The organism is Candidatus Kuenenia stuttgartiensis, from assembly GCF_900232105.1.
In the GTDB taxonomy this organism is placed as follows: domain Bacteria; phylum Planctomycetota; class Brocadiia; order Brocadiales; family Brocadiaceae; genus Kuenenia; species Kuenenia stuttgartiensis_A.
Genome location: NZ_LT934425.1, coordinates 271,635 through 293,911, shown reverse-complemented (window position 1 = coordinate 293,911; position 22,277 = coordinate 271,635). Strand labels below are relative to the sequence as shown.

Here is a 22,277-nt window from a genome sequence, read left to right as displayed (position 1 = left end):
ACTGAAACGTGAATTGCGGTCATATTTTCTATCTTATCACGGTTAGTATTTACCATGCAAAACCGGAAATTTCTCTCCTTACTACGATCAACTTGATTTTCATACCGCATAATAACTCCTTTGAAACTTTACGGTAGTGGTTAAGCCTATTTTTGCAATTCGCACCCGAAAATATTTTACCTTCATACACCCGCACAAAAATATGAATCACTCGATGATAATGATTAGATGGTCGTCATTCTTAAATACCTTTTGTGCCAATTGCGCTACTTCTTCGGGGGTTACTTTTTTTAACTTTTCTGAAAATAATTCATCATCTTCCGGCGGGTTGCCATCAAGTATCTCCATACTCATATAATACGCCTGATTCACCCTGTCCAGCCTGCGCATGCCATGACGTCCCAATATCGCGTTAATAGCTTTTTGCACTTCATCCTTTTCGTATTTTCTCTTGCGTATATCATTAATTTCCTTTTGTATGCCGCTTATGGCACGGTTTATATTCTCAGGACGGGTACCCATGGTAATCCTGTACCATTGCGCATTATTATGTAAGGGGAAACTGACGCCAATACTATAGGCAAGCCCTTGCGTTTCCCTCAGTTGAAAGGCTAAACTTTCGGAGAATACATATTGTAAAACAGCAAGCGCCGGTACTTCGCCTTTTTGTATTTCGTACGTACTGCCCACTGAAATATACGATTGTGTCTTTCCTGTTTTTTCACGGACGATCCTTCCCACCGGTTCATTAAAAACGATATGCTGCACCGGCGCATTCCAGCCCGCATTGCCCCATGTCCCTCCAAAACTGCGCTTTATAAGAAGCAACGCCTCATCCACCGGAATATTTCCGGAAACAGCAAGAATCAAATTTGATGGATTATACAATTTATTGTAAAGGGATTTTGCATCTTCTAAGGATAATTTATCCAGTTGTTCGGGAAAACCAATCTCATTGCCATACCCGATATCCATGGCAAACAAGTTTTTATAAAACACACGTTTTGCCCTAAGCGGTGTATCTGATTCCGCCCTGGCGGCAAGGGGAATCACCTCTTTTTTTGCCTGTTCAAAATGCTCCTGTGTCAGTTGCGGATGGAGTATTGTTTCTGCCAGTAGTTGAATCCCTTTTTCAAAATAAAAATCAACAACTTTTAAACGAATATATGCAAAACGCGGGGAATTATAGTAATCATCAAAATCAATATGAGGGTTATCATACAGTTTGATCTCCGCCCCGATGGATTCGTACTCTTTATACAATGCATCTTCCGGGTAATGAAGCGTCCCGCCCGACAGGAACATCCGCTGCAGTATTTCTGTTAAGCCGTGCTTTCCCTCTCCTTCTGCAATGCAGCGATCCTTTGCCAGCAGATGTATCCCCACAACCCTGCTGTCCCGGTTTTCCTTTATGGCAACAGTCAATCCGTTCGGTAAGATTTCCTGATAGTAACTGCTCTGTGAACGTTTTGTCGTTTCTTTGTTTATAGGAGCGGAAGGCGACATTGTTGTTATAACGGGCAGTTGGTCCTTTAGGTATTTCTGACAGACTTTTTGAATGGATTGCGGGGTAACTTTTATTAGCCCATCCATATATTCACGATAAAACGCATATCCACCCGCAACAAGATAACCGGACTTCATCATTGCATAATAATGCAATTTTTCCTGCAGATATATTTCATTGATTAATCCGGAGGTTAAGAGGGTGTTCAATTCCTCAGTAGATACAGTATTCACCGCCATATCATCTATTGCCTGTAAAATAAGACCAACGACATGATCCGTATCGGAATCAGAAGGAAGTTCTGCCGATATTTGCAGTGTTGAAAATTCACGGTGAAATTCCATGTTGGCGCTTATCGAATAGAGTAAATCGCTATTCTCTTCCTTACGAAACAATACATCCAGCACAGAATTCTCCTTTCCACCAAGAAATTCAGCCAGCATTTGTAATGACTGAAAGTCTTCACCGGTCGGGGGAGGAAGCACATATCCTATAGAGAGATATTGTCTGTCTGCCGGAAAATTACCAATACCATTTGCCTGAATAATGCGTAATTTATTTGGGGGATTGAATTGAATACCCTTTTTCTCCGGCAATCTTCCGGCAGGATATTTTCCGTATTTTTCCTTCACCAGCTCAATCACTTCCGTTGTTATAAAATCGCCAATGACCATCAATATCATATTATTGGGAACATACCATGTTTTGTAATACTCGCGCACCGCGTCATATTTGAGATGTGAAATAGTGGAAACCGTACCGAGTACTGGCCGCTCGTAAGGGGTGTTTGCAAAAAATGTGCGTAAAAAATGATTTTGCGCCTGCTGCGCCGGATTATTTTCCCATTTTCCGATTTCTTCTATAACAATACCCCGTTCTTTTTCAAATTTTTCTTCCGGTAAAATAGAATTAAATAACATGTCTGCCTGAATATCCATGCCTTGAGAAATATATTCTTTCGGCATAAGGATCATAAAATTTGTATAATCGGTGGTTGTGTTTGCATTATTGTATCCTCCGTAAAAAGCCATCTCATCGTAAAGTTGTTTTTGTGTGCGTGATTTTGTCCCGTTAAAAAGAAGATGTTCCAGAAAATGAGCACAGCCGTTGGTTGACGCATCCTCATTACAACTGCCTGTCTTTACAATGGTAAAAGCGGTGATCATGGGGCTGGCATGATTTTCAACCAGTATCACCTCCATACCATTATCAAGGTAAAAGACGAAGGCATTCTGTGTATCATGGAATAATGCGGAAACCCCTTCATTCATACCTTCGGTGTAACCGTTAATACTCCCCATTCCGTAAAACAGTGAGAGAACCGTAATGAGAGAAAGGGCAAATAGCCGTAGCTTTTTAATAAAAAAAACGCAATGCAGATAACGAAAAAATGTATTCCTGTAAACCATAGTATTCTCCTAACATGGACAAGCCAGAAATAAAAACAAGCATGAGATACGAAAGGCGGAACCACAGATTATACAGATTCCACAGATTAAAAAACTAAATATTCGTATTTCACCATTAAATATTTTTACAAAAAGCACGCACTGACGAATGGAAGTGTGCAAAGAAATAACTTTTAAGATATTATCTCACTGTAATCAATCAGCTTAGGTACTGTTTTACAAAAGGCACTTCAGTATCCCTGAAATTATGTAGCACTTTAGTTTTTTGAAAAATTTCAATAATAGCGATGTTTGCCGCATAGTGTAGGGGCGAAGCATTTGCTATAAGTTGTCATAAATACGTTCATACCCAAACGGGCAAATGCTTCGCCCCTGCTTTTTCAGAAAACTAAAATGTTACGAAATTATTGCCATTTTAAGAATTTATTAGAAAATGTATTTGTATTCGTGATATTATAAAAAAGCGATCAATTTCATTCCTGGGCGGGGGTGGATAAATGGTATTTTCGAGTGAAAATTCCTATGCCAATGAAACGATACAAAAAGAGGTTTAAATCCATGTTTCTTCAAACATATGTAAAACGCAAAATGTTCCTGTTTCTCCTCCTTATTTTGGCAATAAATAGTTGCGGGGTGCAAGACCCCGACAATTACAACCGTCAGGGCGTCCTTTTTGACAGCCAGGGAAAACTGGATGAAGCTATGCAGTATTATAAAAAAGCATTGAGTATAGACCCGTACAACAGAGACGCCCACTGCAACATAGCGACTGTTTATCATAAAAAAGGGCAGCTCAATAAAGCCCTCGAAGAGTATAAGATAGTATTGGAGTTATATCCCTACGACCCACAAATTCTTTACAATGTAGGGGCGATACAAGCAAGAAATAATAATCAGGATAATGCTATTGCTTTTTGGGAAAAGGCGGTTGAATTGAAACCGGATTTCACGGAGGCACAGTATGCGCTGGGGATTGCATATGCACAAAAAAACCGTTTTGACGACGCCATCAAATCATATAAGAAGGTGCTCGAAACACAACCAGACGATCCCGTTTTGTATAACAATTTAGGGGCGGCTTATACGGAAACAGGCAAACTGGATGAGGCTATTGCGGCATTAAAAAAATCCATTCAGCTCAATCCGAAAATCCCAATGTCTCACAAAAACCTCGAATTTGCTTACCGGAAGAAAGGGTTGATTGAAGACGCAGAAAAGGAATTAAAACTCTATGAGGTTTTAAGCAACAATACACCGCAAGAAAAATGAATATGGTCTCCATAAAAACAATTACCGCAAAATTATTTTACCGGATCATATCCTGAGCCGCCAAAGGGATTACAGCGCAATATCCTCCACATCCCCAAACAGACGCCACGCAACAACCCCTTCTTTTTTACGGCGTTAATCATGTACTGAGAACAGGTGGGTTCAAACCGGCAGGCATGATGGAAAAGAGGGGAAATGGCATATTGGTATAACTGAAGCAGTTTAATTATGATGAATTTCATTTGCAAAATTTTTGTTGATTTGATGGATTGCCTGTTGAAATCCGGCGCTAATATCAAACAATTTCAAAGAAGAGGTGAACGTGTTTCGTGGGATGATAACAATGTCTACCGGTACCGTTAACCTGTTTTTATTCAGCCGGAATACTTCCCGTAATAATCTTTTCACGCGATTCCGGCGTACGGCATTCCCGATTTTTTTACTCACGACCAGTCCCATGCGTGAACATTTCTGCGCGCCGGGCGCAACGTACAGAACTAGAAATTTGTTTTTAAATACCGTGCCTTCGTCAAATACTTTATCAAACTCCTTCTTTCGTAACAGACGTTCCGCTTTTGTGAAGGTATAACGGATTGTATCCATTTAGTTCGTTTCCCGAAATTGATAAAAAGTGAAGAGGTTGAAATCGTAATTACCGGTAAAAATGATATTTCAGGCAAAATTACCATTTTGGGGTGAAATAAGAAATCTCCTTGTCATGGTAGTAATTAAATCATCTTGACATAAATAGCACAATATAAATATATTTATGCCTGCACCTTACAATCGCAAAGGTCTGATTTAATATCACATTATAATTTAATCCTAACACACACATCTTTGAGGCATGATACATGAACGTTTTTATGCAGGGAATGCGACGCTCCGGGACGACCATTGCATTTGATATTCTATGGGAAGATGGGAACTTTGACTGCTTCTATGAACCTTTATCAACCGCAACTGACGATACCTTTGGGGGTGGCAGCGGAATGAGGTCTGTGGATTTTTATGAAAAGGTAAGGCAATGTCGTGCATCTTTTATGAAAAAATACCTTCATCTGGAAAAGATAAATATGAAAACCACCCTCCGCAAATCTCTTAAAAACATATTGTCCGGCAAAATGCCCGCCATAGAAATGGAAAATATGCTAAATTACGGTGCTCCACGAAAACCGGAACTTGAATTTGAAACGGATATGCCTGATTACGCAAAAGAGTACATCAAATTCATGATTTCACAGGCAGAACACACGGTAATAAAGTTTACCAGGATGTTTTCTAAGGTTCGGACGCTATGGGAGATTGATCCTAAAGCAAAATTTATTCATATTGTGCGTGACCCCCGCTCGGTCACAGCATCTTTTTTTTTGGGGAAAAAGCAACGTCAGCGCGATAAATTTCCTGACGAGAATATTTTCTTCGGAAGCGGACCGGAAGCGTTGATAGGCGCCAGCCGCACATTGTCAGATGTACTGTTGAAAACGCCTGAATATGCGCATCTCAGAAAATGCAAGGCTTACATGCGGGTTATGCTCTTGTGGAAAATTATGTTTCGCAGAACCCACTATGATGGACAAGCACTGTTTGGAAATAACTATTTTCTCTTTCGGCATGAAGACCTGCTCCTGGCGCCGGAACAGACCTTGAAAACATTATATGAATTTATGGAGAGGCCCTTGCCGGAGCATGTGCTTGAATGGGTGCAGAAAAATATTAATCGTACCCCCTCTTTTTTTGCGCCGGAAAACCCTCACTGGCGTGAAGCGGTAAAAACAATTAATATGGGAGAGGAACTTAAAACGGCAGGATATGAATATCTCTTTTAACCCTTTTAATGGTAAAAGAATTTCATCTGAACCCGTCAGCCAATAGATAAAAATAATAAGACTTTGAGAAATCCTGAAATTGAAAATACTCCCATTTTCAACGGTCATTTACAAACAATAGCATTCCTGTTCACACAACCCGGATTTACTGCAGAAAAGACAAATAAAGACAATTGAGAGTTTAATGGTGATTGCTTATGGTAAAAAATAGTTTATGGAAACGCATGGTTTTGGGTTATGTTGTTATTACGCTGCTTATGTTGTCGATGAGTTTTTATTTGATTTTTCGCTTAAAACACCTCAATCAGGCGTCAACCTCAATTTTGAGCAAAGACATTCCTTCTATAGAGAGTGAAGAGAAGTTGTTAAAAATCCTATTGGAACAAGTCAGTAGTGAAAAAAAGTATACAATCACAAAAGATCCGGCTTTTTTAGATATCTTTGCCGCAAAGAAAGACGAATTTGTCCATCGGCTTGATTTGGTAAATAAATTAATACAAATAAACAATGAAACAAATAACATTTTTAATAAGTTTAACACCTTGTATGTAAAATATTTAAGGGCTAACTGGTTCTACCCGCCCGGCGCCACAGAAGATGCGAGGAATAGTAAAGAATTAATAACAATTACCGCTCAAATTGAAACGCTTTATAATCTTTACCTGAGAATTACTGCAAAAGAATTTATACTTTTGAAATATAACACAAACGATTCTTCTTATTCTTTCATGGGTGAGGAAAAAGACAAAACTATTGACCAATTAAGGAATGCTATTAATAACCTCATTATTTTGCAGCAAGCAGGTTTATTTAAGAAAATGGGACTATTTCAAGAAACTGTTCAAAAATCTACCAAAATATCGCTGGCAATCATGTTATTTGCAATCACATTTGTAGCGGTTTTTTCATTCTTTTTCATTAGGAGTATATACAGGCCTATAAACGCACTTAAAGCAGCTACCGACCATATTGCCCAAGGTGATTTAGAGCATAGGATCAATATTACATCAAATGATGAAATTGGTTCTTTGGGAAGGTCATTTAATGAAATGAGTAAAAAACTTGAACAGCTTGATACCATGAAATCAGATTTTATTTCAAATATCTCACACAATTTGAAAACGCCTTTGACGGCTATTAAAGAAGCAAATGAACTCATGCTGGACAAAATAGCGGGACAAATATCTTTTGAACAGATGAAATTGCTCAATATTATCAAGGGAAATACCCTTAGGCTTATACTGATGATTAATGATCTATTAGATATATCAAGGATAGAGGCAGGATTGATGAGATACAATTTTCAACCTGCACAGATTCGGGATGTTATTTCGGAAAGCATCGAGGATGTTCGTTTTTTGACGGAAAAGAAAGGTATTTTTATTCAATACGAAGACGATTCTCTCGTTCCCCATGTTTTATTAGATCGGGGAAAAATCGCACAGATAATGGATAATTTATTGAGTAATTCGATTAAATTTACACCCACAGGAGGTGTTATTACTATAAAGGCATTTGTAGTTGATGCATCCATGCTTTCCCCTATTTTCGCGCAACAAGGCAAGCTGAACAATATACAATCATTTCTGCAAATAAGCATCTCAGACACAGGAATTGGAATACCCAAAGAACATCAGAATTCTATTTTTGACAAATTTCAACAGGTTGTTAATAAGAGGGAAAGTGGCATTAAAGGCACAGGATTAGGGCTTTTTATAGCAAAACATATTGTTGAAGACCATGGAGGAAATATATGGCTAGAGAGTAATTGTGGCAGCGGAAGTACGTTCCACTTTACACTGCCATTGCGTGTTGATTTTGTTCTTAACGCTTGAAAAGAGTAAAACAAAAAGATAAATGTCCATTATAAATAGGAGTTGACAATGAAGTTCATTAATAAGAAGAAAGCCTGTTTTTTATCATTACTTTTAGCTCCAGTGTTTTTAATGTGTATCGGTTGCGCAAGTACTACTTATAAAAAGGAATTAACCAAAAAAACCGAAGAAATTAACATCATGAAGGTTGACGTGCAACATAAGGCAAAAGCAATAAATGATCTTTTAGACCGCCTTTCATGGAAAGATCAGGAAATTGGAAGGCTTACGGATGAAATCCGCACTGCTTCAGCAACAATAGAATCACTCAAAAAAGAAATTGAAAAACTTAAGGCAAGTGATCTGTTAGACCGCATTTCTCAAAAAGATCAGGTAATCGGAAAGATTTCTGATGAACTCCGTACCACCAAAGAGGTGGTTGAAACACTAAAGAACAATATCGAAAAACTCCAAAAATCTGAACTTCTTGACCGTCTTGCCACTAAAGACCAGGCAATAGGAAAACTTTCTACCGATCTTCACAGCGCCGCCACTGAGATTAAAACACTTAAAAAAGATATTGGGAAGCTCAGTGAAATCGATTTACAAATAGAAGAAAAAAAGAAGGAAGCTGACGGTCGTAGTATTACCGTAAATCCATTAGATTTACTTCCCAAGGCTACGATAAGCGATACCTCTATAAGAAAACCGGAATAATTCATATGTAATAATTTGTTATTATGTCAAAAGAAAAAATACTTATTATAGATGATGATGCGAGCATTTTAGAAGTCCTGCAGATGCGTTTAAAAGCATTAGGCTATTCTGTATCAATAGCAAAGGACGGAGATGAAGCGAAAACGGTATTATTTCAGAACAAGATTAACCTTGTTCTTGTTGACCTCCGGTTGTCTGAAGAAAATGGTATAGAATTAATGAGAGATATAATAAAGAATTATCCCAAGCTCCCCATTATTATAATAACGGCGCATGGAAGTATAGAAAGCGCCGTAGAAGCCATGAGAAGGGGCGCCTATAGTTATATCGCCAAACCCTTCAGGAATGATGATTTGGCAATGCAGATCAAAAATGCCCTTGAGAAACAAAGGCTTACACAAGAAATAGAATACCTAAGGAATCAGCTTGATGAACGGAACAATTTTAATCCGATTATCGGGAAAAATAAACAGATGCTGGAAATCCTTGAACTGGTGTCAAGGGTGTCAAAAACTGATTGCAATGTTATCATTTATGGAGAAAGCGGTACCGGAAAGGAATTGATAGCCAGGGCAATTCACCAAAATAGTAACCGTGCCAATGGGCCGTTTATTGCCACAAACTGCGGTGCTATCCCGGAGGGATTATTGGAAAATGAACTGTTCGGACATATACGAGGGGCTTATACGGACGCACATGAATCAAAAGAGGGACTTTTTGCGCAAGCCGATAAAGGGTCAATCTTTCTTGACGAAATCAGCAATACTTCAATGATATTCCAAATAAAACTTTTGAGAGTTTTGCAAGAAAGGGAAATTAAACCAGTCGGAAGTACAAAGAACAGAAAGATCAACGTCAGGATTATTGCCGCCTCGAACACCGATTTGCAAAAGGCAGTGAGCGAAGGGACTTTTCGTGATGATTTGTTTTACAGAATACATGTTATGCCTGTCTATCTTCCTCCCTTAAGGCAAAGAAAAGATGATATCCCGCTATTGGCAACGTATTTTATAACGGAATTTTGCAAGGCTTTAAAGAAAGACCCGCTTGGATTTTCTCCCGCTGCCTTACAAAGGATGCTTTTGTATGACTGGCCGGGAAATATTCGTGAATTAAGAAACAAAATAGAGCATGCGGCCATCGTGGCAAATAAAAATAATATTGAACCGGAAGATATTTTTCCGGAAAGAAATACCACCACAAATGTTTTTCATTCTTACAAGGACGCGAAAGAAAGATTCGAAAGGGAATACATCGAAAATCTACTGAAGGCAAACAATGGCAACATTACAAATGCATCAAAAATGGCAAGCCGTTACAGGGCTGATATCTATAAGCTGATAAAAAAATACAATATTAATCCTGAAGATTATAAAGCACATGTTAGTAAATTGTAAAAGTAACATGTTATTACGTAATAATCCCCGGCGTGTTCAGTAGAAACCGGCTTTTTAAAATCTCAAAAATACCGATTTATTCTTTTGTACGTAGACGGCGCACAAGAAGTTTTATCACAACAAAACCACGGACCCTGACCCTTAAATTACAGGAAGGAAGCTGTGAAAGACGCTAACGCTCAATCCCCTGTCAAGCTAATAGATATAGATGCCTATACGCCATATAAAATCGCAACAACAATTTATGATGTAACGATACATAAGGCAGCGCTAAACCGTTCCAAATCCTTTTCTCTTGGCGTTTTGGCCGGGATTTATCTTGGTTTTGGCGCACAGTTTTCTACATTGGTAACAAGTGATTCAACCTTGCACTACGGAATTACCTCACTTATCGAAGGGATTGTATATTCTCTTGGATTTATACTGGCAGTTATTGGAGGCGCAGAAGTTTTTACCGGCAACTGTCTCGGTATTATTGGATTTGCAGGCAAAAAGATTACTTTATATGAACTGCTCACAAATTGGGGCGTCATATACATTGGTAATTTAGTGGGCAGTCTCACAATGGTGTGGTGGATGTATGAAACACATCAATGGGAATTTTTTAACCATATGGTTGGTGCGAAAGCCCTGCTTATAGCACATAATAAGGTTAATCTTTCTTTTAACGCAGCTTTTACCCGTGGAGTCCTTTGCAATGCGTTGATATGTCTTGCCATTTGGATATGCTTTAGTGGAAAGAGTACAGCGGACAAGATTTTTTCAATTATATTCCCTATCGGGGGTTTCGTTGCCAGTGGATTTGAACAGTGTGTATCAAACATGTATTTTATCCCGATGGGTATAATGTTGCGGAAAAATCACTTTGTTGTTGACGCTGCTGAAAAAATGGCAGGAAGGACGCTGAACCTGTCCCAGCTTACGTGGAAAGGTTTTTTTATCAATAATCTTTTGCCGGTTACTTTTGGGAATATCGTAGGAGGGGTTATGTTAATCGGTATCATGTTCTGGTTTATTTATCTTCGGCCGCGTACGAAAAAAACACACATGGGCTGTCCCGTTGATTACAATAAATGAACATACACGACCTAACGTGGACAAGCCGGAACCAAATGAGCACGAAATACTAAAGATGCGCTCATTTAGAAATTCGAATCCGTGTTTATCCGGCTGCATCTGTGGTTAATTTTTTGATTATGGAGGTTTGTGATTATGAATACAGCATTATCAATTCATCGTTTTAACGTTAAAGAATATCATCGGTTGATAGAAAGTAACATACTGCATGAAGATGACAGAGTGGAACTTGTTGAGGGGAGGATCATTGATATGACGCCCATTGGGAGTCGGCATGCTGCATGTGTTAGCCGGTTAAATGAACTCTTTAGCGAAAAATTACAGAAAAGGGCAATTGTTAATATTCAAAATCCTTTAAGCCTGACTGAATACTCTGAACCGGAACCAGATATAACAATAATAAAAAGACGTCCCGATTTTTATGCTGAACAACTCCCCCAACCGGAAGATGTTCTCTTAATTATAGAAGTTGCAGACAGCTCTTTAGCGTATGACTGTGAAACTAAAATCCCGTTGTATGCAAAGGCAAATATTAAAGAGGTATGGCTGGTGAATTTAATAGAAAATATTGTGCAGATATATAATGAACCAACCCCTGAAGGTTATAATATAATGATGAAACGGCGTTATAATCAAAAGATATCACCAGAAAATTTTCCTGATATTACCTTAACAGTATCCGGGATATTAGGATTATCTATTTAAAAAAATGAAAAGGTAACACATTCGATTTCACGTCTTTAACATTCAATCTCCGCGAAGATAATATTTTGAGGTCGGTTTTAACCCTTCGTCAAGTTCGTATACAAGGGGTATGCCTGTCGGGATGCTTAACTCAGCGATTTTATCGTCTGGTATATCATCAAGATACTTGACCAAAGCCCTCAAACTATTTCCGTGAGCTACAACGATAACCCTTTTTTTCTCACGTATTGCAGGCGCTATGGCATCATCCCAGTACGGCAAAAATCGAAAAATGGTATCTCTCAGGCTCTCGGTGAAAGGAATTTCTTCTTTACTAAGACTCCGGTATCTGACGTCGTTGCCGGGATAGCGGTTGTCTGTTAACGTAAGAGGGGGCGGAGGCGTATCATAACTTCTTCTCCAGAGAAAGACCTGTTCTTCCCCGTATTTTTTAGCCACCTCTGCTTTGTTTAAACCTTGCAATGCACCATAGTGCCTTTCATTCAATCTCCATGTTTTTTGTACGGGTATCCACGTTAAATCCATTTCATCTAAAATATACCACAAGGTTTTAATTGCTCTTTTAAGGACAGAAGTGAAGGCAATATCAAAAACATATCCCTCTTTTTTTAAAATGCTCCCTGCCTGTTTTGCCTCTGTAATTCCATGAGCCGATAAATCAACGTCCGTCCACCCGGTGAATATATTTTCGTAATTCCATATACTCTCGCCATGTCTTATCAGTACCAGCTTTATCATTGGTCAAAAAATCTTTCCCGTTTTGCAACAGTTTAGGTTGTTGAAATTTCTCAATAAATTCATGGACAAACATATAATTTCGTATCAGAAAGAACCTGAAATGAGGCGTTCGATTAACTCGTGGCCCTTGCTGATATGTAGTTTTGACGCCGCAGCATTTGCTTCCGTAAGCGGCTTCCCATCATCTTTTTGAATGCCGGAGCCGCATACTACAAAGGGCACGGGCTCCGCGGTGTGAGTTCTTTTTTCAATTGGTGTGTAATGATCCGGCAGCACCAGAATACGAAGTTCCTGAAATGAGTTCCCGGCATCTGTAATTGGCCCTATAATCTTACTGTCAATTTGCTCAATAGCAGTTACCTTTTCTTTTATATTGCCTTCGTGTCCTGCTTCATCGGGCGATTCAATGTGCACCAGTACCATATCATGGTTTTCCAGTGCTTCGATGGCATATTTCCCCTTGTTGCTGTAATCAGTGTCGTAGTATCCTGTAGCGCCGGGAACGTTTATAATGTCCCATCCCAGATAGAGAGAAATACCCTTGATCAGGTCCACTGCCGTAATCACAGCGCCTTTTAAGTTGAATCGTTCCTGGAACGAAGGCATTTTGGGGCGATATCCGTGACCCCATAGCCAGATCATATTGGCAGGGTTTTCCTGAAGGTCAATACGCACCTTGTTTATGTCATGATTGTATAGTAGTCCCCGCGAGCGTTCCATGATATCAATGATGATTTCACTTCCTTTCCCCTTTGGAAGATGTTCTTCAATCGATTTTCCCATAATGTCATGAGGGGGAAAACATGTGGTGTTTATCTTCTGCGTACCTTTATATACCATAATGTGGCGGTAGCTTTTCCCTGTATAAAATTGGATAGCATCATTCCCGAATCGTTCATTGAGCAGTTTTATAAGGATATCCGCCTCTTCCGTTTTAATGTGTCCTGCACAAAAATCTACCAGGGTGTCTTCGTTGGCAGTAATGAAATTGCACCGGAATGCGCAGTCTTCTTCTTCCAGTTGAATGCCAATACTTGCCGCTTCCAGAGGGGCCCTGCCTGTGTAATAATCACTTGGGTTGTATCCCACTATCGTAAGATTGGCAACGTCGCTTCCCGGTGGGAATCCTCGCGGAATCGTCTGAACGGTGCCTATCCGGCCGTTTTCAGATAAGAGGTCAAGATATGGCGTACGGGCGGTCTCAAGGGGCGTCCTTCCACCCAGTTTTTCTATTGGATAATCTGCCATGCCGTCAGGAATGATAATGCAGTATTTCAAGAATATCTCCTATTCTTCAACACGCAGGAATCGTGTTTGGTCTTTTACGACGTCTAATTGTTTGATTTCAGAAAGCGCATTCAGCAAATTGCCTTCTTCCGCAATATGGGTCATCAGGATGAGGGGGACATGTCCCTTTTCTTTTGCCTGCCGTTGAATTACCGAGGCAATGCTTATTTCATGATTTCCCAGTATCCCGGAAATTTTTGCCAGTACACCGGGTCTGTCTATTACGGAGAACCGTAAGTAATATCGTGTTTTTATCTCTTTCATATCGGCGATGGAAACACGTTCGCATTGCCCGGAAAAGATTTTCATTGTATTGAAGGTAATATTTGCCCTACCGAGCGCCACGTCAACAATATCAGCGACTACTGCGCTTGCCGTGGGCATTTCTCCGGCGCCTCTTCCGTATATCATTGAATCTCCGACAGCGCTTCCTTTGATACAGATGGCGTTAAATACCCCGTTTACCGAAGAAAGAGGGTGTTCGTGTGGCAGGAGTGTAGGATGTACCCGCAATTCAAGACCGCTCTCTCTTTTTTTTGCTATTGCAAGAAGTTTTAAGGTATATCCCAATTCATGGGCGTACCATATATCAGAGAGTTCGACTTTACTGATACCCTCACAATAAATATTTTCGCAATTAACATCCACTCCAAAGCCAATCCTGGCAAGGATTGCAAGCTTGTGCGCCGAATCAATGCCTTCAACGTCCATCGTTGGGTCTTTTTCAGCATAACCAAGTGTTTGTGCTTCCTTAAGGGTTGCGCCGTATTCGACGTTTTCTTTGGTCATCCGGGTTAATATATAGTTAGTTGTGCCGTTAACTATTCCCAAAATACATTCAATCTTGTTTGCGATAAGGCCGTCTCTAAGTTCTGCGATGATCGGAATGCCCCCTCCAACGCTTGCTTCGAAAGAGATGCTTTTCCCGTGCTGGCGGGCTTTCCTGAATAATTCAGAGCCATGGAGGGCAAGGAGCATCTTGTTCGCAGTAACGACATCCTTTCCGTTTTCAAGCGCCTTGATGACAATTTCCTTTGCAATGGTCGCCCCGCCTACAAGTTCGACGATGATGTGGATATTTGGGTCATGTAATAAGGTATTTGCGTCAGTGGTAAATGTCACAGCAGGAGGCAAAGCTATTTTATTCTTAGCATCAGGATTACAATCGGCTATACCCATTAATACAGGGACAGTGTCTAGCTTTTCCCTGAGGGGAGAATTGGCTTCCAGAAGAATTTTTGCGACTCCCGTCCCAATAGTGCCCATACCGATAATACCTACGTGTATTCTTTTCATAGTTAATCCCGAGAGTTTTTCAAAATGTACGATAGAACGTAAAAAATAAGGACAATTCTTTTGCCGGAAAGAATTAAAAATGCACTATACCGAAACAATTTATTTATTGTCAATGAAATTTGCTTTCTGAAAAATGGTTTTATATTCTGTGGCAATTAATACTTGTAATGTTAGTACCTACCTGAAAGTTGCCCCGAAAACCTTATCGCTGTAGCCTTACAAGGCAATTCGTTACTGGTGTTCTTAAAGCAAAGTCGTACCTCAGTCGTACTTTATTTATTGTGCTATGGCAAATACGGTCTTTGGTGTTGTATTTAGCACATGTTCGGTCAAGGCGTTGATAGCTACCTTCTTTGAGTTCATGCCGGTATGAGAATATTTCTGGAGCATTCCTAAGCTTGAATGTCCGGTCATGCCTTGCACTACTATTGCGCCAATGCCTAATTCGCCTTGCAGGAGACTTGCAAAGGTATGTCGTAGGTTATGGAAGGTAAAGTTTTGAATGCCTAAGCCTTTGAACAAACTGCTAAAGTGACAACTATGATTAATTCTCGCCCGGTTTGTTACCCTGCCTTCTACGAATAGCTTGTCGCCCGGATTAGTTTCCTTCCACTTCCGTAATTCACCTGCAAGGTAATCAGATATTGGGATAGACACCAGCTTGCCGGTCTTATGACTGGACGTTATGATCCTATTGGTCAAGTCTATATCAGCCCATGAAAGCCCTAAAACACCGCCTAAACGTAACCCGGTAAAAAGACCTACCAATACCATCAGACGGTCTTTGCCTTGCAGTTTTTCAAGCAATAAAGCAATTTCAGGCTGCGACAATATCCGGTCTTTCGTCTGTGCTGTTTTGAGTCTCTTTACGTTCTGGCATGGAGTTTTATCAATTACCCCTTCTTTTATTGCCGTATTGTACAAATGGGTTAATATTGCAATATCCTGATTTATAACCGAAGCTTTCACCTTGTCCTTTTCCCTACGCTCAATCCTGAATTTCTCAATAATGAAGGTAGTCACCTTGTCCAGCCTGTAATCCCCAAGATACTGCGCCAATACATTAATAGCCCTTTTCTTTGATAACAACGTGTTTTCTTTGTCGCCCTTAGAAAACTCTAAATACTTTTTGGCGTATTCTTTCAGGGTAGGTGTCTTTCGTGTTTGTGGTAGCCCTATCATACCCCTTCTGATATTGCTCCGGATATCTTCCAGCCGCTCCCTTGCTTCCGTCCGTGATATGCCGGGAAAGACCTTTGATACCCATCTGCCGTCCGTTTCCCGGTAATCAATCGCCCATGCTCCACAAGGATTTGATACCCCTGAAGGACAATGCGATCCCCGCTTTCCTTTGCAGTCGATCCCCTTTGTAACGACCTTGCCGCACCTGTCGCCCTCAGCCCGCTTGCCCTTGCATTCTTTGTGGTATTTTTTCCACCTAACCGCCATAACCACCCTCCTGTAATAAAAAAAGGCAACAAACACCCTTGAATGACGGTTCAAGAATGCCGTTGCCCCTGATTGCCTGTTTTATCAGGCATATTCTCTATGGCGTCCGTCAACACCAGTATTTGCGTACGTACTACCGTACTTTCAAATTATTGTCAATGTTCTTTTTTATGTGTTTTTATCTATTTTATTTACTATTCCCTTTCATTTATGTATTTGATAGAATGTTGTGACGGAAAGGATGAATAATATGGATAATTTTACTTTTAGTTTTATAGTTGTTGGAATCATCGTTCTTTTTATTTCGGTATTTGTTTACTACCAGGAACGTAAAGAAAAGCATACCCACTAAAAACCATGCCTATAACTAAAGAATTAGAAAACATAAGAAAGTTTGAGTCTGTCGGGTTCACACATGCACAAGCTGAAATACTGGCTGAAACCATAGAGCAATCACATATAGACGGACAAAAGGATTTGAAAGAGTTTATAAACGAAAAACTCGACAAACTCGAATTACGCATAAAAGCATCACATGCCGATTTGCTCATGAAGATATTTGCCATAGTAGCAGGCTGCACCAGCATTGCCGTTGCTGTCTCAAAACTGCTGTAATCCTTTTCAAACAGCTCATCCGGGGTCTGTATATCACTGGTTCTTTTTGCTATCGCCTATTTACTCAGAAAGGAATAAAATGGACGCATTGATGACATTACTATTTCTGATCATACTTGCCCTTGCTATTGCAGGCTTTGCCTTTTCTTTTTGTGACTTTTTTATAAGAGCATGGGCTATAGTAGGTGCCGTCTGTGTGTTTGTGGCTAGCTGCTGTGTCGGTTATTATGTAGATAGAGGCTATATGTTTTTCAATATAGGTTTCTGGAGTATGCTTTTATTTCTCTACTTTGCCAACCGCTATAAAGAGCAGAAGCCGCCAAGAGTCAATGAAAGCCAGCGCGCAATGATTGCTGCGAGATTGGCGACCTTGAGACGAAAGGACACGCTAAGACAGAACCGTATTGAGGAAGATTCCGTGAGGCAGGAAGCAGAAGCTGCCGAAAGACCAGGCAAGGTATTGACAAGGGCGGAGGCAATAGAATCTGAACTGCCGGAAGTATTGACAGATAAAGAAATTGATGAATATATCGACCGGCTTGTGCGTGGAGAGGAAGAAATCGAGGACGGCAGAGATAGGATAAAGACAGAGATACGAGAAGCGCAGCCGGATTTGGCAGATGAGGAAATCGAGACAATCCTTGCACTGACGATAGATGCTCCTGCACGGGCATTGGGGATGACATCGGATGAGTTCGCTAATAGCCTGCACTATCACAAAGAAAACCGCCCATAATAAGAAATTATCAAAGATCCAAAAATCATTCCATCGCATCAAACAAACTCCTATTTACAGCCGGTTTGAAATTCATATAAAGGCATTCCACAGTAACCGGCTTTTTTTCACCGGCTGACTTATGGCTGCCTTTGAAAGACTGGTATTCATGCCGGTTAAAATCGGCATACAGGCTTTCATATAAGCTGTTCTGGTAATGCGATATCATGGCCTTGCCCTTGATACCATGGAGCAATTCTGAAAGCCTATAATGGTCGTTTTCCGTGAAGCTGTCGCCGTAATAACCTTCGGCATTCAGGTAAGGCGGATCAACGTAGAAGAAACTATCCGGTGAATCATAACGCCGGACAACTTCGTCATAAGACAAGCATTCTATGGTAACGCCCCTTAACCTACCGGCAACGTGTTCAAGGCTGTCAATGGTATTGCAATAGCTTTGTGCCGGATTTCTGCCTGTTATTGAAGGCATTGCAAAGCCGCCTGTCTGCATATCCCCGCCATAAGTAACACGGTTCAGGTAAAACCACCATGCCGCCCGTTCAATCGCATCCCCTGGTAAATCGCCAGCTTTCCATCGGGTCCGGATATCCTGCCAGAGACTTCTTGCATACGGCATGTTCTCAAGCGTTTCTATAAGTTTTTGTCTCTTTTCGGTATCTTTTATCACCCGAAAGAAGCTTATTAAATTGCCGTCAATATCGTTCAGGACCTCTACAGGTGAAGGTCGCTTGCTGAAAAGCAAATGGCCAGCACCGGCAAAAGGTTCAACGTAGCAAACATGTCCCGGCATATATTTAGACAGCCAGCCGGTTAATTGATATTTGCCGCCGATCCGATTGACTGGCGATTTTGCAGTTCTAAGCAACGGTTTTTGTCTCTTTCAATAAAAACCCTATAAGCCGACATATTTCCAGCCCTATGATTTCACTAATCTTGGCATTTTCCATTACTTTCAAATTTTCATTCATGTTTTTTATCTCCTGCGATTTCATCAATCCTCCAACATTCCTTTTAATTCTTCGTATTCGGCCTCAAGGCTGGCAATTTCTTCCAGTGAGGCGTGGAGGTCTATATTGGACGTAGACTTTCCCCGCTCAAGCCTATTCGCATTAAACAAATTCTGAAAAGCGTATGCGGCATTATTCAAAGAAGCCCCTTTTATGGTTTCATCGTCCATGAGTTTTTCCAATATCTTAAGTTCCGCAGAGGAAAGGAGTTTCGTCTTGTACTTCTCGTAAAACTCCAATTCCTCTGGCTCCCTGATAAGGTTCGTGAATTTCTCCAAAATGGCATGGACTCCGGATTTTGCAACGCCGAAATGTCTGGCTATCTCGCTATAACTCATGCCGTTTTTGTAACGCAATTCCAACGCTCTGCCAATATCTATTTTGAAGGGTTTTTTCTTTAAAGGATTCACAGGCTTGTTCTTACGCCTGGGTTTGTTCTTCCGCTTGGGTTCAGGTTCGTTTTTAACCATGAATCATATTCTCCTTAATAAAAACCTGTAAATCTTCCATGCGGAACCGGTTTAGCCTGCCTATTTTGCACACAGGGATTTGTCTACGCATCACCATTTGATACAACGTGCTTTTTTTCAAACTTAAAACCCGGCATGCTTCATCCATGCTTAACAAAAGTTTTACAGTTTCTTCACTCATTTTTTCTATCTCCGTAATTTAATTACCCGAAACGTGTCTATACTTATCCAACAAATCGCACCTACCCAATTCTTTTAATGTCTCGCAAGGGGATTGCCCGCCTTTCCACCAATGGTAGCGTGCAGGTGAAGCAAACGGTATCACCAGGCTGTTAAATTCTGTAACATAAGGCAACACTTCATCCGGTGAACAATTCTCGCCCATTATCGCCATGCGTTCGTTTAAGGCTTCTGCCTGCTGAAGGCATACAATAGCTTCCGCCTTATTTTGTTTTAAGGCTTCAAGCAAAGGCAAAACCGTATCCATAGCAGGCTTTTCTTTGCCAACGAAATCCAAGCAAATCTTGTCGCCGTTAAGCGTGACCCGATAGCCTGCCTTTTCAAGTTCCAAAAGTGTCTCGTTTATCATATTTCGATATGCTCCAATAAATTTTCAGGGATTTCGTCATCCGGATTTTCACCGGAGGGGTTTATTGGTTTTGGGACGCTTGGGACGCCTTTTTCTGACTCCTTAGTACTTATATATTTTTCTTCAGTTTGCATGTTTTTTCCCGTGCGTAAGGGATTGAAAACATGTGTCCCAAGCGTCCCAAACTGTAATGATTTCAATTTAACACCACGAAAACCTTTGGCGCTTTTGCCGTTTCTCATAAGGCTGTGAGACTTTGACACCCCGAAAAGTTCCAGCATTAACCTTTCAACCTCACGGTGAATTATTGTAATAGGTTTTGGATTCCATCCCTGCGAAGCGCAATATTCTGCATAATTTTCGACAACCTCATTGATAGACAAGTCTAATTCGGCATCTAACATTACGCAGTCTTTCAAAAAATGTTTTAGGCTGTCAGATTCAGCCATGAGAGTATCAATAATTTGATTTTGACTGTCGCCTAAGCATATATCGCCATATTGACGAATATCATCGAACAACATTCTAAGCCCTTCCAACGCCCAATTTAGTATTCCGCTCCCTTCCTCGCGAATGAGGATGTTTGCAAAATCGGGAATCTTCATTTTTGGCGGTGGTAATTCATATCTCACTATTAAAAGCCTACGTTTCCACGCTGCAAGGTCTCCGTCGAATCTAACCTGTAAACGAGAGTTTGAAGTTATAATTATGTTAAAATTGCCATGTAGCAAAAAACCGTCATTGCCGCCCTTTTTCTCCGTTGTTAATAAATCGCCGCCGACAAGTCCTTTTAGGACATACGCCCCTTTTTCAGAAAGAAAATTTCCCGGCACATCCACGCCCACCAATAAAGTTTTGCCTAAAAAACGGAATAGCTCGAATCTTTCGTCCAAGTGCTTTGTCCTTAATTGTGTAACATTTTCCAGCCCAACAATTTTTTGAATTATAGCTGTACTTGTTGTTTTGCCACCGCCAGCCGTCCCATCTTTGATAAGGGTTCTTTGCGTTATATTATGCCCAAGCAGGCACTGCCCGTAGTATTTTTGCATAAGTGGTATATCACACTTTTTCAAGGCAGGTTTTATTAATTCGTTAAGAAATCTCGGACACCTTGCGTTTTCATCGAAAGGAATCGGACTTTGGTTTCTGGAATAAAAGTTTGGTGAAAACGGCTCCGGTTTCATATTGCCGCTGCCATCAAAAACCAAGACTGTGTTTTTAAGGTGGACATAATGCCTGTCTGTTTTGTCGAATGGATTTGTTTTTTCTGCAATGCCACGTAATTGATTAGTAACCGCATTAAGGTTTTTGTCCGACCTACATTTCTCTAGTCCCGGCACATCTTTTGAGTGTTCCAATATGTATTCGCTGATTTCCTGTTTTATACGGTCTGGCGTGACAGGACTGTATAATCCCGCTGTAGGGTCGTAATGATAAAATTTCTTTTCGCAAGGCTCGTAAAATTCCTCATGCCTGGCACAATGATAACCTGCCCAATAACCCTCATTAATGCTTTCCACCTTGCCATGTTTTTTGAAATAATAAGGATTTCCATATTTTTTCACGAGTTCGCTATCTTTGTTTTCTGCTTCGCTTCTTTTATGCTTGTCAAAAATACTCCTGACGGTTTGCTCTACCTCTCGCTCAGGTAATGGCGGATTGTTCATTGTGTTCCATACCCTGGCATTCTCAAGACAATCTTCAAGCGATAATCCGTCACGGACCCATGACCCGGCAAGACGTGCCAGCGCATCATTACGGCTGCCTTCTGCTGCGCCTTTATAGAGTTCTTTGACTGGCGTTTTATGGTTATTGTTTCCATGCCGTGCCAAGAGAATCTCCGGAAAATCAGCCATTGGAATGTCGTCTAGCCCTTTGCCCATGCGTATTGCACCCCCGATGTATGAATTGAAGGAGGCGCAACAACATAACCACCGTCACCCCTTACGTCAATCCCCGGCAGATCATCCCTCTTTTGAAAATTGCGAATACCCGGACGGTAGCGGTAATATAAATGATATCCCCTTGCCGTCTTTACAACTGGTGTATCCGGTAGTTCTAAATCTTTTGCAAGCTGTATAGCCTCCCTGCCGTCCAAATCAACAACGGCAATGCCAGAAATAGTGCCGGTTACAATGCCGATATTCCGTTTACTGCCATTGCCAAACCATTTTTGTAATTCATCCTGCGTTGGCTTTCTCTTTTGATATGGTCGCCATGTTGGTTTTGGTTCGCCTTTTTCGTTTGGTTCTTTTGGCAAAACGCTGGCATCAGGGATTTTGCCAATCAAGGGTATGATTGAAAAATTCTTTTCTTCTGTGTAATAAATTGCAAAGTCTAGTGTTGATTTATCATCCATAATTTGT

The 22,277-nt window shown here is 40.6% G+C and carries 22 protein-coding genes; 9 read left to right on the top strand and 13 right to left on the bottom strand.

Annotated elements, in window-relative coordinates; genetic code table 11:
• Window positions 1-207 precede the first annotated feature (207 nt).
• On the bottom strand, window positions 208-2,916 hold the full coding sequence (locus KSMBR1_RS01515) for a M16 family metallopeptidase (protein ID WP_099323739.1): 2,709 nt from the start codon (window positions 2,914-2,916) through the stop codon (window positions 208-210).
• Between the two features lie 558 nt (window positions 2,917-3,474).
• On the opposite strand from KSMBR1_RS01515, the gene KSMBR1_RS01510 reads away from it, so the two are divergent.
• Window positions 3,475-4,185 (top strand): tetratricopeptide repeat protein, encoded by a 711-nt coding sequence (locus KSMBR1_RS01510; protein WP_164995118.1) that lies wholly within the window; start codon window positions 3,475-3,477, stop codon window positions 4,183-4,185.
• A 32-nt stretch (window positions 4,186-4,217) separates the two neighbouring features.
• Here the strand turns inward: KSMBR1_RS01510 and yidD are convergent, their stop codons facing one another.
• The gene (gene yidD, locus KSMBR1_RS01505) at window positions 4,218-4,427 is read right to left on the bottom strand and encodes a membrane protein insertion efficiency factor YidD (RefSeq protein WP_099323737.1); all 210 of its coding nucleotides are present in this window, start codon (window positions 4,425-4,427) and stop codon (window positions 4,218-4,220) included.
• Window positions 4,408-4,788 (bottom strand): ribonuclease P protein component, encoded by a 381-nt coding sequence (gene rnpA / locus KSMBR1_RS01500; RefSeq protein WP_099323736.1) that lies wholly within the window; start codon window positions 4,786-4,788, stop codon window positions 4,408-4,410. Before rnpA ends, yidD begins: the two co-directional genes overlap by 20 nt.
• A gap of 251 nt (window positions 4,789-5,039) precedes the next feature.
• Here rnpA and KSMBR1_RS01495 point away from each other — a divergent pair, with 251 nt between their 5' ends.
• From KSMBR1_RS01495 to KSMBR1_RS01470, 6 genes are all read left to right on the top strand, one after another.
• Complete coding sequence (locus KSMBR1_RS01495; protein WP_099323735.1) at window positions 5,040-6,014, top strand: sulfotransferase; 975 nt, start codon at window positions 5,040-5,042, stop codon at window positions 6,012-6,014.
• 197 nt (window positions 6,015-6,211) lie between these two features.
• The gene (locus KSMBR1_RS01490; RefSeq protein WP_099323734.1) at window positions 6,212-7,849 is read left to right on the top strand and encodes a sensor histidine kinase; all 1,638 of its coding nucleotides are present in this window, start codon (window positions 6,212-6,214) and stop codon (window positions 7,847-7,849) included.
• Between the two features lie 48 nt (window positions 7,850-7,897).
• Window positions 7,898-8,545 (top strand): coiled-coil domain-containing protein, encoded by a 648-nt coding sequence (locus KSMBR1_RS01485; protein ID WP_099323733.1) that lies wholly within the window; start codon window positions 7,898-7,900, stop codon window positions 8,543-8,545.
• A 23-nt stretch (window positions 8,546-8,568) separates the two neighbouring features.
• A complete protein-coding gene (locus KSMBR1_RS01480) occupies window positions 8,569-9,942 on the top strand; it encodes a sigma-54-dependent transcriptional regulator (protein WP_099323732.1) in 1,374 nt (457 codons plus the stop codon).
• Between the two features lie 162 nt (window positions 9,943-10,104).
• Complete coding sequence (locus KSMBR1_RS01475) at window positions 10,105-11,019, top strand: formate/nitrite transporter family protein (protein WP_099323731.1); 915 nt, start codon at window positions 10,105-10,107, stop codon at window positions 11,017-11,019.
• A 135-nt stretch (window positions 11,020-11,154) separates the two neighbouring features.
• Window positions 11,155-11,724: a Uma2 family endonuclease gene (locus tag KSMBR1_RS01470; protein WP_099323730.1), complete on the top strand. Its 570-nt coding sequence runs from the start codon at window positions 11,155-11,157 to the stop codon at window positions 11,722-11,724.
• A gap of 42 nt (window positions 11,725-11,766) precedes the next feature.
• On the opposite strand, the gene gpmA is transcribed toward KSMBR1_RS01470, so the two are convergent.
• The 4 genes from gpmA to KSMBR1_RS20600 form a co-directional block, all read right to left on the bottom strand.
• The gene (gene gpmA / locus KSMBR1_RS01465; RefSeq protein ID WP_099323729.1) at window positions 11,767-12,462 is read right to left on the bottom strand and encodes a 2,3-diphosphoglycerate-dependent phosphoglycerate mutase; all 696 of its coding nucleotides are present in this window, start codon (window positions 12,460-12,462) and stop codon (window positions 11,767-11,769) included.
• An 84-nt stretch (window positions 12,463-12,546) separates the two neighbouring features.
• Window positions 12,547-13,740 carry a cofactor-independent phosphoglycerate mutase gene (locus KSMBR1_RS01460; RefSeq protein WP_099323728.1) on the bottom strand — a complete coding sequence of 398 codons (1,194 nt, stop codon included), beginning with the start codon at window positions 13,738-13,740 and terminating at the stop codon, window positions 12,547-12,549.
• 9 nt (window positions 13,741-13,749) lie between these two features.
• Window positions 13,750-15,045, bottom strand: coding sequence for a homoserine dehydrogenase (locus KSMBR1_RS01455; protein ID WP_099323727.1), 1,296 nt, complete (start codon window positions 15,043-15,045; stop codon window positions 13,750-13,752).
• A 276-nt stretch (window positions 15,046-15,321) separates the two neighbouring features.
• The gene (locus KSMBR1_RS20600) at window positions 15,322-16,494 is read right to left on the bottom strand and encodes a tyrosine-type recombinase/integrase (protein WP_157775660.1); all 1,173 of its coding nucleotides are present in this window, start codon (window positions 16,492-16,494) and stop codon (window positions 15,322-15,324) included.
• 357 nt (window positions 16,495-16,851) lie between these two features.
• Here KSMBR1_RS20600 and KSMBR1_RS01445 point away from each other — a divergent pair, with 357 nt between their 5' ends.
• Together KSMBR1_RS01445 and KSMBR1_RS01440 are read left to right on the top strand one after the other, a co-directional pair.
• Window positions 16,852-17,109, top strand: a complete 258-nt coding sequence (locus tag KSMBR1_RS01445; RefSeq protein WP_099323726.1) for a hypothetical protein — start codon at window positions 16,852-16,854, stop codon at window positions 17,107-17,109.
• A gap of 79 nt (window positions 17,110-17,188) precedes the next feature.
• Window positions 17,189-17,845, top strand: a complete 657-nt coding sequence (locus KSMBR1_RS01440) for a hypothetical protein (RefSeq protein ID WP_099323725.1) — start codon at window positions 17,189-17,191, stop codon at window positions 17,843-17,845.
• 25 nt (window positions 17,846-17,870) lie between these two features.
• Here KSMBR1_RS01440 and KSMBR1_RS01435 read toward each other — a convergent pair whose 3' ends face one another.
• The 6 genes from KSMBR1_RS01435 to KSMBR1_RS01410 form a co-directional block, all read right to left on the bottom strand.
• Window positions 17,871-18,710: a DNA adenine methylase gene (locus KSMBR1_RS01435; RefSeq protein WP_099323724.1), complete on the bottom strand. Its 840-nt coding sequence runs from the start codon at window positions 18,708-18,710 to the stop codon at window positions 17,871-17,873.
• Window positions 18,711-18,836: 126 nt separating this feature from the next.
• Window positions 18,837-19,322, bottom strand: a complete 486-nt coding sequence (locus KSMBR1_RS01430; RefSeq protein WP_099323723.1) for a hypothetical protein — start codon at window positions 19,320-19,322, stop codon at window positions 18,837-18,839.
• Complete coding sequence (locus KSMBR1_RS01425; protein ID WP_099323722.1) at window positions 19,315-19,503, bottom strand: helix-turn-helix domain-containing protein; 189 nt, start codon at window positions 19,501-19,503, stop codon at window positions 19,315-19,317. The genes KSMBR1_RS01430 and KSMBR1_RS01425 overlap by 8 nt, the downstream gene beginning before the upstream one ends.
• Before the next feature lie 18 nt (window positions 19,504-19,521).
• On the bottom strand, window positions 19,522-19,911 hold the full coding sequence (locus KSMBR1_RS21740; RefSeq protein ID WP_197705304.1) for a hypothetical protein: 390 nt from the start codon (window positions 19,909-19,911) through the stop codon (window positions 19,522-19,524).
• On the bottom strand, window positions 19,908-21,794 hold the full coding sequence (locus KSMBR1_RS01415) for a primase C-terminal domain-containing protein (RefSeq protein ID WP_099323721.1): 1,887 nt from the start codon (window positions 21,792-21,794) through the stop codon (window positions 19,908-19,910). Before KSMBR1_RS01415 ends, KSMBR1_RS21740 begins: the two co-directional genes overlap by 4 nt.
• Window positions 21,779-22,270: a bifunctional DNA primase/polymerase gene (locus KSMBR1_RS01410; RefSeq protein WP_099323720.1), complete on the bottom strand. Its 492-nt coding sequence runs from the start codon at window positions 22,268-22,270 to the stop codon at window positions 21,779-21,781. The genes KSMBR1_RS01415 and KSMBR1_RS01410 overlap by 16 nt, the downstream gene beginning before the upstream one ends.
• Window positions 22,271-22,277: the final 7 nt, after the last annotated feature.